Origin of the sequence: Orenia metallireducens, assembly GCF_003001995.1 — a bacterium.
In the GTDB taxonomy this organism is placed as follows: Bacteria; Bacillota; Halanaerobiia; order Halobacteroidales; family Halobacteroidaceae; genus Orenia; species Orenia metallireducens_B.
The window spans coordinates 204340-222835 of record NZ_PVNB01000001.1; the positions used below are offsets into that span (position 1 = coordinate 204340).

Annotated in this window: 16 protein-coding genes; all 16 read right to left on the minus strand. The window is 31.3% G+C overall.

Going from position 1 to position 18496, the window contains the following annotated elements:
- Positions 1-17: 17 nt before the first annotated feature.
- The 16 genes from BX659_RS00880 to BX659_RS00955 all read right to left on the minus strand — a co-directional run bounded on the left by BX659_RS00880 (position 18) and on the right by BX659_RS00955 (position 18422).
- Positions 18-803 carry a tyrosine-protein phosphatase gene (locus BX659_RS00880; RefSeq protein ID WP_097016485.1) on the minus strand — a complete coding sequence of 262 codons (786 nt, stop codon included), beginning with the start codon at positions 801-803 and terminating at the stop codon, positions 18-20.
- A gap of 163 nt (positions 804-966) precedes the next feature.
- On the minus strand, positions 967-1710 hold the full coding sequence (locus BX659_RS00885) for a CpsD/CapB family tyrosine-protein kinase (protein WP_106231519.1): 744 nt from the start codon (positions 1708-1710) through the stop codon (positions 967-969).
- 1 nt (position 1711) lies between these two features.
- Positions 1712-3160, minus strand: a complete 1449-nt coding sequence (locus BX659_RS00890; RefSeq protein WP_106231521.1) for a GumC family protein — start codon at positions 3158-3160, stop codon at positions 1712-1714.
- 55 nt (positions 3161-3215) lie between these two features.
- Positions 3216-4094 (minus strand): SLBB domain-containing protein, encoded by an 879-nt coding sequence (locus tag BX659_RS00895; protein ID WP_181186399.1) that lies wholly within the window; start codon positions 4092-4094, stop codon positions 3216-3218.
- A gap of 262 nt (positions 4095-4356) precedes the next feature.
- Positions 4357-5499 carry a glycosyltransferase gene (locus BX659_RS00900; protein ID WP_097017449.1) on the minus strand — a complete coding sequence of 381 codons (1143 nt, stop codon included), beginning with the start codon at positions 5497-5499 and terminating at the stop codon, positions 4357-4359.
- A gap of 1 nt (position 5500) precedes the next feature.
- Positions 5501-6604 (minus strand): O-antigen ligase family protein, encoded by a 1104-nt coding sequence (locus BX659_RS00905; RefSeq protein WP_181186400.1) that lies wholly within the window; start codon positions 6602-6604, stop codon positions 5501-5503.
- A 96-nt stretch (positions 6605-6700) separates the two neighbouring features.
- Positions 6701-7501: a glycosyltransferase gene (locus tag BX659_RS00910; protein ID WP_097017447.1), complete on the minus strand. Its 801-nt coding sequence runs from the start codon at positions 7499-7501 to the stop codon at positions 6701-6703.
- 22 nt (positions 7502-7523) lie between these two features.
- Positions 7524-8450, minus strand: a complete 927-nt coding sequence (locus BX659_RS00915; protein ID WP_097017446.1) for a hypothetical protein — start codon at positions 8448-8450, stop codon at positions 7524-7526.
- A gap of 25 nt (positions 8451-8475) precedes the next feature.
- Positions 8476-9306, minus strand: coding sequence for a lipopolysaccharide kinase InaA family protein (locus tag BX659_RS00920; RefSeq protein ID WP_097017445.1), 831 nt, complete (start codon positions 9304-9306; stop codon positions 8476-8478).
- 29 nt (positions 9307-9335) lie between these two features.
- On the minus strand, positions 9336-10436 hold the full coding sequence (locus BX659_RS00925) for a glycosyltransferase (RefSeq protein WP_097017444.1): 1101 nt from the start codon (positions 10434-10436) through the stop codon (positions 9336-9338).
- Positions 10436-11191, minus strand: coding sequence for a glycosyltransferase family 2 protein (locus BX659_RS00930; protein WP_097017443.1), 756 nt, complete (start codon positions 11189-11191; stop codon positions 10436-10438). Before BX659_RS00930 ends, BX659_RS00925 begins: the two co-directional genes overlap by 1 nt.
- Positions 11192-11263: 72 nt before the next feature.
- Complete coding sequence (locus tag BX659_RS00935) at positions 11264-12460, minus strand: glycosyltransferase family 4 protein (protein WP_253250701.1); 1197 nt, start codon at positions 12458-12460, stop codon at positions 11264-11266.
- Between the two features lie 23 nt (positions 12461-12483).
- Complete coding sequence (gene waaF / locus BX659_RS00940) at positions 12484-13503, minus strand: lipopolysaccharide heptosyltransferase II (RefSeq protein WP_097017442.1); 1020 nt, start codon at positions 13501-13503, stop codon at positions 12484-12486.
- On the minus strand, positions 13503-14546 hold the full coding sequence (gene waaC, locus BX659_RS00945; RefSeq protein ID WP_097017441.1) for a lipopolysaccharide heptosyltransferase I: 1044 nt from the start codon (positions 14544-14546) through the stop codon (positions 13503-13505). Before waaC ends, waaF begins: the two co-directional genes overlap by 1 nt.
- Complete coding sequence (locus tag BX659_RS00950) at positions 14543-15859, minus strand: 3-deoxy-D-manno-octulosonic acid transferase (protein ID WP_106231524.1); 1317 nt, start codon at positions 15857-15859, stop codon at positions 14543-14545. The genes waaC and BX659_RS00950 overlap by 4 nt, the downstream gene beginning before the upstream one ends.
- Positions 15860-16520: 661 nt before the next feature.
- Positions 16521-18422 carry an LptA/OstA family protein gene (locus BX659_RS00955; RefSeq protein ID WP_106231526.1) on the minus strand — a complete coding sequence of 634 codons (1902 nt, stop codon included), beginning with the start codon at positions 18420-18422 and terminating at the stop codon, positions 16521-16523.
- Positions 18423-18496: the final 74 nt, after the last annotated feature.

Sequence of the window (18496 nt, forward strand, 5' to 3'; positions counted from 1 at the left end):
ATATATAGTAATTATCATCAACCAAAACTCAACTTTCTCTTTAATCTATCAAAAAATCCTCTTCTCTTCTCGTATTTGCATAAACCATTGACTCTAACATTATCATTATTTATAACCGCCTCAGCATTCTGAAGATAAAGCTCAGCTCTATGAGCAATCCTCCCTTCTAATTTAGTAAAGCCATCCTCTAAACATTCCCTTCTCCTAGTATTAGAATGAAGATCAGAAGCGATTAATTGTACCATATTAAGGTCTACCAAAAGCTCTGCTGTCTCTTTTACTTTAGAACCAAAGGCTCCCAATAAACTCCCTGCATTAAGCTGTGCTAAAACACCACTCTTTATCCAATAATATAGTCGATTAGGATCTGTCTGTATCTCTTTATACCGTTCAGGGTGTGCAATAATTGGAGTGTATCCCATCACCTTCAAATCATAAAGTAGGTCATCAGTATAATCAGGTATTTTAGTCATGGGAAACTCTATTAAAATATAACTACTGTCGTTAATAGTCGTTACCATTCCCTCTTTAACCCTTTTGGCTAAATTAGGCATAATATAAACCTCTGCTCCTGATAAGACTCTGACATCTATCCCAGCTCTCTCAATCTCTGCTTGCAGCTCTGCTACTTGCTGCTTAGTTTCACTAGGGCTAATTCCGTATCCTTCTTCCATATAATGAGGAGTAGCTACAATAGTAGTAACTCCTTGTCGCTCTGCTTCACGAGCAATTTCTAATGACTCATTTAACTCTTTAGCACCATCATCTACACCTGGCAGAATATGAGTGTGGATATCAATCACAATAACACCTCCTTGAAAATAATAAATCATATTGAATAATGAATATCGGAAAATAATTGATAAAAAATAGTTATATAGTAAACAAATAAAAGATACAATCATAATTCAATGATTTCTTAATTCTACTTTTATTATTTATCCTTTATTTTTTATTATTTATTCTCTATCCTTTAAAACTGTTTCCGTAATAGTAATAGTAATCGTAATATCCTCCCCTGCTATTTACAGGATACTTGGTAATTATAGTTCCAATAATATTAGCATTAACCTTATCAAGTTGCTCCTTAGCTCTAACTATCATCGATTCTTCGGTTTGATGAGAAGCTACTATCAATATTACCCCATCTACTTTATTAGATAAGACTGCAGCATCAGTTACTGCAATCACAGGAGGTGTATCTATAAAGACCATATCAGCTTCCTTATCTGCTCTTTTAATTATTTCTTCCATACGCTTAGAATTTAATAATTCAGCAGGATTAGGAGGAATTGTTCCTGTGGTTATAAGCTGTAAGCCATCGATTCCTGTCTCTCGTAAGCCATCCTCAAAGTCAATCTCATTGGTCAAGATGTTACTCAAACCTTCAAAGTTTGGTAGGTCATAGAATTTATGCTGCATCGGCTTACGCATATCTGCGTCTATAATAATGACCTTCTTTCCATTCTGTGCCATAGAAATAGCCAGATTAGCAATAGTTAAGGACTTCCCTTCACTGGGTCCACTACTAGTTATTGCTATCTTAGTTAAAGGATTATCAGGGCTTAAGAAGCTAATATTGGTTCTGATAAACCGATAAGCTTCAGAAGCAGGGGACTTGGGATTATGCTTAACTATCAATTCATTATTACGGGTCTTTAACAGGCTTCGACTATCTTTTTGCGTCTTCTTTTTAAATATATTAAACATCTTATTCTCCCCTCCCATAGCCTTGAGAATGATCTATCATATCTAAGTGAGGAGTCATCCCCAATACAGGCAATCCTGTCAAGCGCTCTACGTCACTTTCATCCTTGATTGTGGTATCTAGATATTCAATTAAGAAGATTACTCCAACCGCCATAAATATTGCCAACATCATAGCAATCACCATATTTAACTTAACATTAGGTTTAATGGGAAGTTCACTAGCAATCGCCGGATCCACCACTGTGATATCAGAAGTCTTCATCGCCTCTTGGATCTGTGTCTCTTCTTTCTTCTGACGCAGCATAGTATAGATGCTTTCAGTTACTTTACTCTCTCTTTGTAGTCTAGCTAAAGCAAGCTCCTTTTCTGGTAAAGCACTTAACTCTTCTTTTATCTCTTGAATCTGCACTTGATAGGTCTGCAGCTGACTCTCTGTAGCAATGATATTAGTCTGTAAGCTAATCATCTTATTTCTTAGAGAACTATAAAGTGGGTTAATCGTCTTAGTTCTAGAGCTAACTACTTCAGTTACCGCTTCTTCTAAGCGAGCTTTAATCTCTTCTTTCTGCTTTAATAATTCTAATACTTTAGGGTGTTTATCAGTATATGATTCTCTTAATCCCGCAAGCTCAACCTCCAAATTAGCCAATTGCTGCTGATAATTCTTGACTATTGGATTATCAGTTATAACCTTAGTAGATATAATCTCTTTATCCTCTTCAGCTAGCTTCTTATTTACATCAGTCAAACTGACTCTACTCTCTTTTAATTCCACTTCTGCTTTTGCCTTAGCAGTTTCTACCTCAGTTAATCTCTCTAAAGTAACCTTTCCTTGCTCTGAAGGGAGAATAACCCCATGTTTCTCTTTATATGATAACAATTGATTTTCTAATTCAGCCAATCTTCTTTCAGTATTTTCCAATTGAGTACTGATGAAACTCTCTGCTCCCTTTAATTCAACACTATTCATCTCTCGATTCTCTTCTCTAAACTCTTCTATCAGAGTATTTGCTATCCGTTTAGCCATCTCTGCATCTGAATAGTTTACTGTGATAGTAATTAAATTATTTTCTCCACCAGCAATAGAAACTACTTCTCTTAATTCTTTAGTTGAGATTAATTCACCTGTCTCTATACTTCTCAAATCTAATTTTTCAATAACCTTGTTTAAAATTCTTCTACTCTTTAGAATTTCGGTATAAGTACCTACCTTATCATTCTTCCCCATCCCTAGGGATAACTGATCACTGAATAGATTCTCCATACCATTATCCTCTTTGACCATTACTAGAGTAGAGGATTGATATATCTTAGTCATGTTGATACTGATAAAATAACTTGCTAATAGAGCAACTATCATTGCACCGATAATAAACCACTTACGGTACCAGATTATATTAAAATACTCACGTAAATCTATCTCTATCATATCTTGCTCAAACTGTTCCATCTTTCTCCTCCCAACTACTATAATTACTTAAATTTTATATAACTAGGTTATAAAATTATTCTGTTAGATCCTTTATTCCATTTAGTCCTCCCACAAAGAAGAAAAGATTAGTCCAAAAGGACGATTTTCTTAAGCTATATTTTCCCTTCTCAATATATACACTATCACCATCTGTTAATAACTTATTACTATTTGTATCAAAAGCAACTATCTTATCTAAATTCAACTCTTCTTTTACCCCTTCTGATACATACTTAACCTGATTAGAAGCATCTGTAGTTACTCCGCCTGCCTGAGCAATCAAATCATTGATAGTAGCTCCTTGCTTTAATTTATACCTTCCTGGACTACTAATCTCCCCTACGATATTAACCTCAATAGACTCATCTCCTATATAAAGAACATCCCCCTCTTCTAAGAGATAATTCATCTCTGTACTCTTCCCAGAAAGTAAATTCTTCAAATTAATAGCTAGAGTCTCTTCACCTCGAGTCAACTTGGCATTATTTAAATCAGCAGTCTCATTTAGACCACCAGCAAGAGAAATCAACTCCAAAACCCTACTTTGTGGTTCTAATTGATAAGTTCCTGGTTTATCAACTTGACCTAAGACCATTACTCTAACCTTTCTATAGCTTTTCAAAACTACATTAACATAAGAAGGTTCAATCTTAACATACTCCTTTAAATCTTTAATAATTATATCAGTCAGTTGAGTAAGAGTTAATCCCTCTGCTTTAAGATCACCTATTAATGGAAATGAGATATTCCCGTCAGGACCAACACTTACCTCCTGTTTTAAGTCCTCATGACCCCAAACAGAAATATAAAGCTGATCATCAACAGTCAGCTTATACTCTGATGCTATTATTTCCTGTGGCATAATAGTAATAACGAATACAAATGCGATTAAAAAGCATAATAATCTACGCATCATAAACCTCCTATAAGATAATTTAATATTGCAATCTCTAATTAATATTTAAAAATTAATTCTTGTTTATTATAATTCAATAATTTAATTATAAATTCCTGCTTAATTAGCAAAGTACAATTTACTCTAATTACAATATACATCCAAATCAACCAATACTATTATAACATGTAATAGTATATTATTAAATTATAATCCAATTTTTTATAAAAATAATCTTATTAAAATCAAAATATTAACCAATCCAAAACTTTAATAGATTTTAGAAATTTTTGATAAACTCTATGATTTTTTCTCCTCTTTTTTCCCAGAGCAATTCTTCAGACTTCTCTATTATGTAATTTGAGTAGCTATCAAAAATCTCTTTAGATAAATTAAGCTGATTAATTGCCTCTACCAAACCATCTATATCACCATTTTCATAAAATATGCCACCTTTTTCTGTAATAATTTCTCTAGGTGCTGGGAGGTCAGTTGAAATCACTGGAATACCATGGGAAAAATAATTAAAAATCTTCATTGGGGAGGTTAAATACCTATTAAAAAAAGTATCTGCAAGAGGTGTAATGCCTATTTTAATCTCTTTTAACCTCTTCTCCAAATCGTTTCTACTAATCCAACCTGTAACCTCCACTCTATCTTCGATCCCTAAACATTTAGCTAAAGCTAGGTATTTATCTATTACTTTCTGACTTTTACCCCCGATAATTAATAACTTTAGACTATCATCACTAATTTTATTTAAAGCCTGAAAGATATCCTCTACTCTCTTTCTCTTATCTAATGAGCCCACATAACCTAAATATTTATTTTTCCATAAATTAGGATTCTTAATTACTTCCTTAATGCCAGTTCTAGCTAAACAATAATTCTGATCTGGCATATATCTCTTATATAATTTTATCAATTGACTTTGGTGACAAACAACACCGTCAACTTTAGGTAAAAACCATCTTTCAAATAGACTTTTCTTAATATTACTTCTTTCTCCTTTTAGCTTTAAATCAAAATAAAAATCATGAACTTCAAAAAATACTTTTATATTGTATAATCTCTTTAATAAATATAAATAAGGAAGAAAACCAACCTTTCTTGTTATCACTGCTTCTACCTTTCCTTCTTTAGCTAATCTTCTTATCCTATTAAATGACTCAAGATAGAATTTAGTTACTCTATCTAGTAGTCCATGATTACTTATAAATTCAATCTTAAAGTTTTTAATAGGTTCTAAATCAAAGTATTCTTCTAATACCTCGTTAAAATCTTTTTCAGTGTTTTTAGTTACTAATAACCTTATATTATAATCTGTACTGGCTTTTGCCAATCCATAACAAGTAAAAGTACAGAAACTTATTCCCGCCCCTTGACTTGGCCAAGGGCTCCCAAATACATAAAAAATATTCAAATCAACCTCTCCCTTGGTTATTATTCTCCTTACTTTGCCCCAAAATAAGATTAATAGCTATAATAAACCAAATTAACCTTCCTACAAATCTATCTTCTAGATTATACTCTGTTAAACCATGGGCTAAGTAGCTTATTATTGTCCCTAAACTAGCCAAGAAAAATAGCTTTAAATTATAATTTCTTTCTAACTTATAATTAACATATAAATCTTTTAGTATAAATCCAAATAACAAAATAAAAGATATCAGACCTATAGTTCCTGTTTCAGCAGCTAATTGCAAAAAATTATTATGAGCATGAGCTGTTGATACCATGGGTTCTTGATAATATGGTTCTTTAATGATAACCTCACTAAAATTATTTAGTCCTATACCATTAACCCAATGATCACGATAAATCAACAAAGCACCACGCCATAAATTTAAGCGAGTTACGTTACTTTTATTCTCTTTAAAATCAAAGATACTAATAAAACGGTTAATATATTGGTTAGGTATAATCTGAGGGGCTACTGCTACAAAAATTAAGACTAAAATTAAAAAATATAATAAATAACTTTTATTTTTAATAAAAATTATTAAAACTAAACTAGCTAGAAAGGCCAACCAAACCCCTCTAGTTTGGGTAAAAATCAAGGATGATATCCCAATAATACTTAACAAACCTAATATTATTCTAGGAATTAAAGAAATTCTACCCCAACAAATATAACTAATCAAATATAAGAGAAAAAAGCTTAGTATACTAGCAAATTCCATTACAAAAATATTTCCATGAACCCTAGCTACCCCTGAATAAAATTGTAATAAAGACTGACCTAATGAGAATAATATTGCAGCAAATAAAATTACCAACAAAGTTCTAATAACCTTTAAACTTGGATTTACATCAACAAGCAGATAGAATAATATAATCGGAATCAAGAATCTTTGAAGATAGTCTAGACTATTAACAAGATTTAAACTATCAACAAAAGAGAAGAGTAAAGCAATCAAAAATAAAATTATATATCTATCATAAGGTGTTTGATTTATTTTAACTTCTTTATTTATAACCTTTTTTATTACCCAAGCTAACAATGATACCCCTAAACCTAAATTCATTATTGCTAATGATATAAAAGTTCCCGTTAAATATATTAAAAACCCTAGAATAATTATATGGTTAAAAGTTTTTTCCATAAAATCTCCTTTAATTTATTATTTCTTTATAAGTCCATTTTGACAAAACACATCTCCTTTTTCTTTCTTTTTCTTATATATCTTTTTATTCTTATTGAAGGCTTCTTTTTGACCATTCCTACCATGAAATAGGTGATATTGTATTGCTTTATTTCTTAATGATTTAAATTCAACACCTATCTTTTCTAATCTCCACTGAAGGTCAGTATCTTCAAATCCGTAATCCTCATAATCCTCATCAAAGCCGTTAACTTTATAAATAATATCCTTTGAAACACCAAAATTTGAACCTATCATTACAGTTTTACGTTTGATCAAATTAAAATCAAAAGGAAAGTATAAACCCTCTTCTATATGACTACTCTTAGAAAGTAATATTTTCATAAAAGATAGATAATTTATGTTTTTTTCTTCTAATAGAACATTAGTTAATTTAGAATCCAATAAAACTCTTCTACTAAACAAACAAATATTATTAGATTTCCTTTTAGTATACTCTTCTAAGAACTTTTTATGTAAAATACAATCGCTATCAATAAATATTAAGAAATTAGATTCAGCTTTTTTTATAGCTTCATTTAATATCCTACTTTTTCTAAATCCTTTGTCTTCTTGGTAAACATGTTTTATATTAAAATTATATATTTTCCTCTTTTGCTTTATAAATTTTTTTAATTCCTCTTCATCATTGTCCTCTGCAATAATAACCTCAAAATTTTTACATGTTTGTTGCTTTAAAGATTCTAATACCAATTCTAAGTAATTATTTTTTTTATAAATACTGATAATAATTGATAAATCAACTGAGCTATTAATCATATTTGACCCATCTCCTAAAAAACTACTTATTCCCTAACAACTTATAATTTCTATGCCCACTTAGATATATTTTACCCCCAAACCTTCTTTCTAGCCATTGCTCCATTGCTGTAATCATTCTTGTCTTCTTCTTTTCGTGTTTATGCAATTCTCGTCTTGAATCAGGGTCTCCACTATATTGTAATTTATACTTCCAGTCCATTCTAGAAATCCATTGTTCCATTACTTTAGGATGAGTCCCTTTGTATACAGGCAATCTATTCAGTGGTCCATAATCAAACTCATCAGCTGCTTGATTATAATATTCTTCTGCTCTCTTTTTACCCCAATGAACACTATCTAGTGCCTTTTTCTTACTTTGCATATAGTGTGGTGGTCTTACCCATCCATAATGAAATATTTCAGCATTTGCATGAGCAGCCCTAACTGGTCTACCATTTTTTCTAAAGCCTTGGGCACTATTATGAGACTTAATGCTTAGATTGTTTTTAATCATCCGTACCTCTCTCTTATACCAGCCATGGCTCTTATGATAATGTTCATAATCACCCCAAAAATGACGATAATCAAAGACTAAGGCTTCTACTTCATCATCATCTAATAGCTCGAGGCATCTATCTTTAATAACTGCTAAATACTTTTCATGTACAACTTCATCAGCCTGTAAATAAAAACACCAATCCCCACTACATTCATTTAAAGCAATATTAGTTTGGATAGCATTTACTCTTCCACCCTTAAAATCTTTTTCATCCCAAACTGTATCAATAATCTTTATCTTATCACTTTTTATACTTTCTATTCTCTCTCTAGTATAATCATCTTCATCTCCTTTACCTACCGCTATTATAAATTCATCACAAATAGGTAAAATAGATTCTATAGCCTCTTTAATTGGATAATATAACTTGGTTGCATTCCTTACCATAGAAAAACCACTAATCTTCATCTTTTATCCTCCCTAAATAATTATACTATTTCTTAAATAACTGCTTAATCTGTCTCTTCCAATATAGGAATTTCTTTCTCTTATCTCTATGCTTAATCATTAATGATAAGATTCTTTGATATTCTTGTGGAGCATAATATTTCATAAATATTCTTTGTTCATCTTCTGTTAGTTTAAATCTAGCTAAGTCTTTCATTCTACTCTTAATATCTAAGTTATTCTTTATTCTACCACGATTTAAATCTATATAATAAAATTTAGGACTTTTATCTATATCCTTAACTAAAATATTTCCCGCATGTAAATCATTGTGGACTATACCTGCATCATGCATCCCCTTAATATCTTTAGCAATCTGAGGCAACCAATCTTTAACTTTATTTCTTAAAGGATGATTATCATCTTTTAAAATATCTAATAGGTTATAATCATAATCAATATATTCAGTAATAAAGTAACTATAAATTATCTTATTAAATCTACCTCTTCTCTCTAATAATGCAATGGGCTTAGGAGTTCTTAGACCAACTTCTTCTAAAGCTAAAGCCAACTTAAGGGATCTAACTGCTTTAGAGTCTAAAAAACAGAATCTTAGCTTATCATACCTCCTAGTCAAATTGAATTTCTTTATTATAATATCTTCATTAATTCCAGGAATATCATCAGCTTGAAAATGAATTAGAGCATTACGAACATCATATATCTTTTCTCCATCCTTTTGAATTTCAATCTCTTCAATAAATCTCCTAAAATCTCTATTTTCAAAACCCTCATTAATCCATAATAACTGATTATCATTACTAGTCTCTTCTCGAATATAGTCAACTTTATTTCCTATTTCTAATTTTAGAGACACCACTTTCACCTCTTACTAATAATAGTATTTTAATTTTTATCGAAATAAAGATTCTCCAATTTATTAACTTTATCAACAAAGTTAAATTCTTTTTCTATTACCTGCTTAGCCAATTGACCCATTTCATCTCTATTCTGATTATTAATCATTTTCAATATCTTTTTAGCAATATCCATAGGGTTTTTACTTTCAGCTAAATATCCTGTCTTATTATCTACTATAATTTCAGATATATTACTAACATCAGTACTAACTACTGCTTTTCCAACAGCCATAGCTTCTGCAATAACAAAACCAAAACCTTCCCACAAAGCAGTGTGCAATAAGAAATCGATTTGAGACATAATATTATAGATATCGGTTCTAAAGCCAGTAAAGATAATATGTTTTTCTAAATCTAGGTTTTTTACTTTTTCTTTTAATTCTTCTTCTAACTCACCTTTTCCAACTATTAAAACCCTAAAGCTTTCTATCTCTGATCTTATCAAATCTACTGCCTCAATTAAATATTTATGCCCCTTTTGAATATTTAACCTGCCAACATTAGCAATCAAAGTCATATCTTCATCAATTCCAAACTCTTCTCTTATATTACTTCTTTTAATATTTCTGATTTTATCCAACTTAACCCCATTATAAATAATCTCTATCTTATCTTCATCAAGCCAGTGTGACGTATTTCTCAATATCGTCTCTTTAGTTGATTTTGAATTAGCTATTATATCTGTCACACAATCCTTTAATAGAAATTTAGTATAAAATCTATCTTTAATAGGAATTGCGCTACCTCTTCTATAAATAATTTTATCTACTCCTGCTAACTTCCCTGCTAAGGCACCAAATTTTAAATCTTGAGAAAGATTTAAAAATATAACATCTATCTTCTCCTTCTTTAAATAATTGACAAAAGAAAATAGTTTAGCTAAATTTAACACCGATAAACTCCCTTTGACTAAAACTTTCTTAGTCGTTACACCTTCTTTTTCAACACGCTGATACAATTCACTTTCTGGAATACTGGCAATAGTCACTTCATATCCCCTTTTATGAAGTTCAATAGCTGTTTCGAAGGTCCATTTTTCTCCTCCTCCCCAAGCCATACAAGTATTTAAAAAAAGTATCTTTTTCATCATTTTTCTCTCCCTAATTTAAGTTGATTCTTCTCCCAAAGTTTAATATACTTTAAAAACTGATAATAAGATGATAGAACAGATAATATAAATCCTTGCATTCCCAATAAAAAACCTTTTTTCAAAATAAACTTCTTAATAAACTCTACTATAGGTCTTAAGATAATATAAGCTATTCCTATCTTCTTACTAGCTTTATATTTTTTCTCAGCATCAAGGGTGGTATAATGATTAATCTTACTTAAGTAATGCTTCAAATCACGATAAGTATAATGAATCAGAGCATTATTTAACTTATCCACTCTGCCTTCCACCTTGACACCTTCATGGACTAAACCGCTATATCTATTATGAGCTTTAAATAATCGGAGAGTATAATCTGGATACCATCCACAATATTTAATCCACTTACCTAAAAAATAATTTTTTCTAGGAATTTTGTAACCTTCTGCTTGTGGGCTATTTAACCTATTTAGAATCTCATCTTTCAAAGCTGGAGTAACCCTCTCATCAGCATCTACTACTAAGACCCATTCCGCTTCTATCTGCTCCAATCCAAAGTTACGTTGTGAAGCAAAATCATCAAACTTTCTTTGATAGACCTGCTGGGTATATTTTTTAGCTAACTCAACAGTATTATCATTACTATAGGAATCTATCACAACTATATCATTAATCCAATTAAGGGTTTCTAAACATTCTTCAATATTATCTTCTTCATTATAAGTCAAGATTAATGCCCCAAGATTATCCACTATACCCCCTCCTTTTTTTAAGATAATAATAAAACTCAAGATAAATATTAAAATAGTTTTTAACCCCTATTATTAGTCTTTAGATAACATATCATAATATACCTCTTCAGTCTTATTTATCATAGTTTCTATTGTGTACTTATTTAGGACTCGATTATATCCCGCTTCTCCCATCTCAATTCTTAAATTAGAATTTTCAACCAGTTGTTTAAGCTTCTCAGAGAAATCTTCCACTTCTAAAGGCAACAAAAAACCAGTCTTCCCATCTTCAATAATCTCCTTTAGTCCACCTACCTTTGTAGCTACAACTACTTTCTTCATCGCCATAGCCTCAATAGCTACTATCCCAAAAGCCTCCTTTTTAGATGGGATGATTAGTATATCTAAAATATCTATTATTGCTGGAATATCTTCACGAAAACCTGTTAAATAAACTTGATCTGTTAAATTAAATTGTTTAATCATTTCTTCTAGACTATTTTTATAAGACTTATCTGGACTATTATCTTGACCTACAATTAAATACTTAATATTTGATATCTGATTTTTTAATTTAGCAGCTATTTCTAGGATAAACTCTTGGTTTTTATTATCTCCTAGTCTACCAATCGCTCCTACTACTATATCATTGCTATCAATATTAAACTCTTGCTTTAAATTATTATTATAGAATTTATTATAGTTGAAATCACTAAGATCAACACCATTATAAATCAATTCTAGCTTCTCTAAAGAAATTTTATTTTCCCTAATTAAGATTTCTCTAACTTCATTAGATACAACAATAATTTTACTTACTTTCTTATATAAATGATGATGAAGATAAGTCTTTCCTAATGGTTTTAAAATATGTCTAGTAATAACAACTTTAGCTCTTTTAGCAATAGTAGCAGCAATAATAGCTAACCAATAATCCTTGCCACGGTGGGCATGAATAATATCTATTTGCTTCTCTTTAATAATCCTAACCAACTTAAAAATTGAAATAAAATCTAAAGCATTCTTTAATGGAAGAAATCTAATATCAATATCCAAGTAAGAGAACTTAGTAATTAGATCTTCTTTAATTGCCAAAGTAAGATTATGACCCCTTTTAGATAACTCTCTTAGTAATTGATATAAGTGTATCTCTCCTCCTCCTAGTACTTTAGCTGAATGAATCTGGAGTACATTTAATTGCTTCATTATTACTATAACCTTCTCTCTGATTTGATTTAGGTTGATAGTAATAGTTTGAGTTTCTTTATTAAAGTTTATTATATTTTGCATTATTGCTACTTACTTCTTACTGTTCACTGTTTACTCATCACTGCTCTCAATACATCATCAGCACTAATCTCCTCTAAACACTTATGATGCTCTAAAGGACAATGGTGGTGTCCACAGGGGCGACAGTCAATACCATTCTCTATAACCTTATGCTTCTCACCATAGGGACGATACTTCTGCTCATCGGAAGGACCAAATAAGGCTATTGTCGGTATTCCAACTGCTGCTGCCACATGGACTGGTCCAGTATCACCACTGATAAATAAATTACACCTTGCTGCTAAAGCAGCTAATTCTTTTAAAGTAGTCTTTCCAGTAGCAATAATTGGTTTAGTTTTCATCATAGCAACTATCTCATTTACCCTCTCTACATCTCCAGGTCCACCAAAGAATATAACTTTAGCTTGTAACTCTTCTTCTAATCTATCTCCTAGCTGAGCAAAGCCCTCTTTAGTCCATTGCTTAGTCGGCCAGCTACCTCCTGTATTAAGCCCTACTACTCTATCCTTATCCTTTATATCATGCTCCTGTAAGAAATTTAACATATTCTTACTGGCTTCTTGATTAATCTCTAACTCTACCCCTTGATTATCTATGCTTTCAAATCCTATCTCTGCTAAAAAGTTAAGGTAAACATCTACCATATGCATGTTTTTAGCAGGAAGCAGTTCTTGATTAAGCCAAATACCCCTTCCTTTACCACCAAAACCAATAGTATAAGCTGGATTAATTACTTTCAACAATAGAGCTGTTCTCCAATTACCATGGAGGTTAAGACCTAATTCATAATTGTTCTGACTTAACCTTCTAGCAAATTTCCAGCTTTTTTTTATACTCCAGTTCTTATTATAAGCATAGACCTGATCCAAATAGGAATTCTCCTCCATAATATCAAAAAAGTTAGAATTAACTACCATATCTATCTGTGCTGTGGGGAATTTCTCTCTTAAATTTCTAATAAAAGGAGTAACAAAGATTAAATCTCCTAGATATAAGAGGTCTATTATCAGAATTCTGTTGGCATTACTTATATTGTCATTCATTAAGACCCACTCCTTAACATCAGATTAACAGCCTTTAGCAGCTGGTCTACACTTATAGCCTTCATACATTCCTTATTATGCTGGCAGACCCTCTTCCAACAACATTTACATTTACTCTCACTGCTAAGCACGATATTATTCTCTCCATAAGGACCATGAGTTATGGGGTTTGTGGGACCAAATAGAGCAATTACAGGGGTTGCCATTGCTACTGCTAAATGCATCGGTCCAGTATCACAACCAATAAATAAATCTGCTTTATCATAGATCCCTGCAAGCTCTTTAAGGTCAGTTCTACCAGCTAAATTATGTGCTCTTTCCTCCATTAAATCTATAATCTTAATGACTCCAGCTCTATCAGCAGGACTACCAGTAAAGATAACTTCACAATTTAAATCTCTGATTAAATTATCAGCTACTTCTGCCCAACGCTGGTCCAACCAATTTTTAGAACTCCAGCTAGTATAGGGATTAATAGTGACCAATCTTTTTCTATCATTTATACTGAACTCTTCTAACAGCTGAGCAACCCTTTTCTCTTCTTCAGGCAAAAGAGTTATATCAAAGGCTACAGTATCAGCCTTTACATCTATTCCATGGGCTATCTGAAGGTTTCTATCTATCTGGTGAATCTCTGCTGTAGGTAGTTTAACCTTCTGTTGATAAAAAAGAGTAGAACCTTCTCTTCCATTAGCAGGACCAACTTTTCTTTTAGCTCCACTCAAATAGGCTGTTAAAGCACTCTTAAATAACCCATGTACATCTAAAGCTATATCAAATTGCTGTCTTTTTAGTTTCTTAAAAAAGTTTTGTGCCTTCTTTAAGGTCGACCACTTTTGATTCCTAAACTCCTTCTTCCATTCTTCTTTTGGTAATATAATGATATTATCTATATTTGGATTACCTATCAGCAAATCCTTGGCTTTATCCTCTACAATCCAAGTGATTTCTGCATCGGGATATCTCTCTCTAGTAGCTTTGGCAACTGGTAGAGCATGAATTACATCTCCAATAGCGCTTAACCTAATCAATAGTATCTTCATTTACTTAATTCCTTTCTTCTAGCTAATAATCTACTTGCTAACTCAACATTACGCCAAGAAGCTCCTTGATTATCATTAATCATCTCTATAGCTTGTCTACTTTGTTCTTCTAAAATATCAGGATTACTAAGGTAATATTCCATCTGCTCAATTAACTCTGCTACATTGGAAACTTGAATACCTACCCTATTCTCTAATAGTAGTTTAGTACTGTCTTTAAAATTGAACATATGTGGTCCAAAAAAGACTAGTTTCCCTTGGGAAGCTGGCTCTAATATATTATGACCCCCCCGTTCAATCAAACTTCCTCCTACAAATACTAAATCTGCAATACCATATAGCTTGGCTAACTCTCCAATAGTGTCCACTAAGATAACTGATTCTCTAGCTGAATCCCTCTCTTTTATTCTACTTCTTCTAATGGTATTGATACCCTCCTGCTTATAGAGACTTTCTATCTCTTCGACCCGCTCAATATAACGAGGCACTAATAATAGAATTAAATCGCCAAACTTTGTCTTTAACTCCTTGTATAGAGGAATTAGTTGTTCCTCTTCATTATCATGGGTACTGCCAGCAACGATAATAGGCTGCTTGGAGTCAAGCTTAAACTCTTGATAAATAGCTTCTTTAACTTCAGAGTTAACTTTACCATATTCTTGGTCAAATTTAGTATTACCATTATTACAGACTTTAACTTTATCTGCTCCTAACTCTATAATTCTATTCATATCCTTTTTAGATTGCATACTTAAAATATCTATCTGCTTAAACATATCTTTTAGTAAAGAGCCTAGATACTTATATTGCTTAAAGCTACTGTCACTTATTCTTCCACTGACAAGCATCACCTTAGCACCTTGCTTTTTACTATATCTTATTAGATTAGGCCATAGCTCGGTCTCCATAATCAACACAAGTTCAGGGTTGATTGCTTTTACCACCTTATTTACTATCATAAAAAAGTCAAAGGGGATATAAATAAAATCATCTGCTTCTTTGATAATTTTTTTTGCCATATCTCTTCCAGTATTGGTCATAGTAGAAAAGATAATTTTATATTCAGGAAACCTCTGTTTTAACTCAGCTACAACAGGGCTAGCAGCACCTGCTTCCCCCACTGAAGCAGCATGAACCCAAATAACCTGTTCATCTCTAAAATTATTTATTCTTTTCTTTGACAAAAAACCAAATCTCTCTAATAAAGAAGATATATCTTCTTTATTAGTTACAATTCTATAAATTAATACAGGAGAATATAATAATAAAATAATAAGTACTAAAAGATTATAAATAAAATAAGCTAGTGACATACTTAAACTCCTTTTTATTGAAATAACTACTAAAATTACACCTTGTACTAATAGAAAAATAAGATTTTTCTTTACTATATAAAACATGAAAAATAATTCAAATTAATTTAGCAACGAATTAAAGCGAATCATACGAATTAGACATTAACAGATTAAACTAAAAATGCTTCTTCCGCGAATTTTGTTAAAGCAACTTTTAAAACCTTATTTTTACCACTAATGGACACTAATTAGCACTAATAAAAGATCTAAAGCATTAAAAAATTTTAAAATATTAATTATTATCTTTAATTCTCTTATCTGTGTATATTCGTGATAATTCGTGGTTTCAAAGTGTTTTCTAATATTTAATTTTTATGTTTTAATTAAAATCTTAAATTATTGTTAATCACAAAGTTGGTTGTTAAACCAATATTTATCATTTCTTATATAGTTGAGTAATTCAAAAGAGAACTTTTATATTAAACTTCAATTAGGATAGTGCGTTAATATAAGGTCATTCTTTTTAATTATATAATAAAGTTATTATCTCTTCAATATCAGCTAAGTAATATGAGAAATTAATTCCACCAATATATAGTTTTTTCCTTAAATAAGCATTTTATTAAAAACAAATTAAGTGATGAGAAGATTCCCACCACTTAATCTATCTAATTCTCTATTAAAACTTCAATTCAAGATTCAAACGAATATCCTTTTCTAATTGATCATATTCAATTCCAGTATTGAAGCAATCAAACTCTCTAGTCAGAGAATATTTCAAAGTAGATAACTCATCTTCAATAAAGTCATACCCTGCCTCTATTTCTACATCCCAATAAGGGAATTCCAATTGATTTGTTTGAAAGTTATAACTTACACTAACCTCATTATATAAGTCATCTCTTTCAACCTCTTCATCCTCAATAGGTGTTTCTCCTACAGTTCCTACATAGTTATATCCTAAAGCGATACTATTATACTCATTAATTTGATAAGAGGTTTTCGTATTGAATTGATAATAATTATAATCATCTCCACCTTCATAATTACTCTTACGAACTAAGGCATTCCATTCAAGATCTAAATCATCATTTAACTCTAAATCACTTCCAATACTTGCAGTAATATAATTTCTCTCTCCAATCTTTTCATCCTCATCTGTCAATAAATCAAATTCAAAAGGAGTCTGTCCAAATTCATTATAATACTGATAATCTAGATTAAAATCGAGAAAAGCCACCTTTTGATCAATACCTAGATTGAAATCATAGGTTTGGAAGTCATCACCTGTTCCATATTCAGATGCAGATAGACCTCCATTCCAATAGAGGTTAGTATTATCACTTACCCCAACTTGGCTATCTCTTAATCTTAAATCAAACCCTCTTCTAGAAGTCTCAACATCAGTATCTCGCTCATAGATATTAGCTATTCTAAGATCTGTAGAGAGTAAAGTTCCATTTCCTAAATCCTTATTCTTAATCCCCAAAGAAAACTGTGGTTTATAGTCGTATTCATTATCTGCTCCAGCACGTAACTGCCAATAATAATCTGACCAACTCTTATCGAAGGTAATCTCTTTTCCAGTCTCGGGGTCATCCTCATCCCTTCTTAGGTGCAATCCAGATTTAACTCCAAAAATATCAGTAGTCAAATCCCACCTTGCTAACCACTCTTTATCCTTATAATCTGGGTCATCCTCATCATCTTCAATATAAGCATTATAGCTAAGATTACTAGTAACTCCACCAATCTTATTTATCAAATTGACACTACCATCTAATCCTATCTCTTGATCATAACTTAAATCAGGCTTAAACTGAAAGTTCTCACTTGGTGCATAATCATAATCTAAATCTAATTGATTTCCTTTCTTACTTGTAGCCTTAAAATGAACAAATCCCTCTAACTTTTCATCAACATAATGATCATAATTAACTTCGAGATAAGCTCCATTATCCCTATTATATCCTAATTTAGGCTCAGGAATAGCATACTTTCTCTGTTCTGTTGGGTCTGAACTTAATGTAGTAGTAAAGGTAGGTAGAGGAAGGATCCTCTTACCCTTTATCCATAGATAAACCCCTTTAGCCACAACTTTACCATCAGGATATACATCAATTTTCTCAGCTGTTAATTTATAATGGTAATCATCATAATCATGGTAACCAGGAATTAAATCTGTATCCTCCATCACCATCTCATCCTTTAAGATGTTAATTACCTTTCCCTTAAATTTAATATTCTCTTCTGCAGCCTTAGCATTATAAAACTTTCCTTCTTCACTAATGTAATCATACTCTAAAGCATCTCCAGAGACTTCTCTGCCTTCTTGAACCAAGAGAATATTACCTGAAGCTTTAATAGTTTTAGCTGTTAAATCAACTTCAACCTTATCTGCTTTAATATAATCTTCTCCCATTTGAATGACTACATTATCTTCAGCTTGAATCATTTGCGACTCCTCATCTAATATCACAAATCCCTCAGCATCTACTGTAATTGGAACCTGTTCATTAGCTTGTACAACTGGTGCACATAAGACTAATATTAGTAATACATAAGATAATACTTTCTTCAAGGTCTTTCACCCTTTCTAGCAATAATTAACAATAAGTACTCATTGTTAATTATAAAAGCAAATAATTTATATTT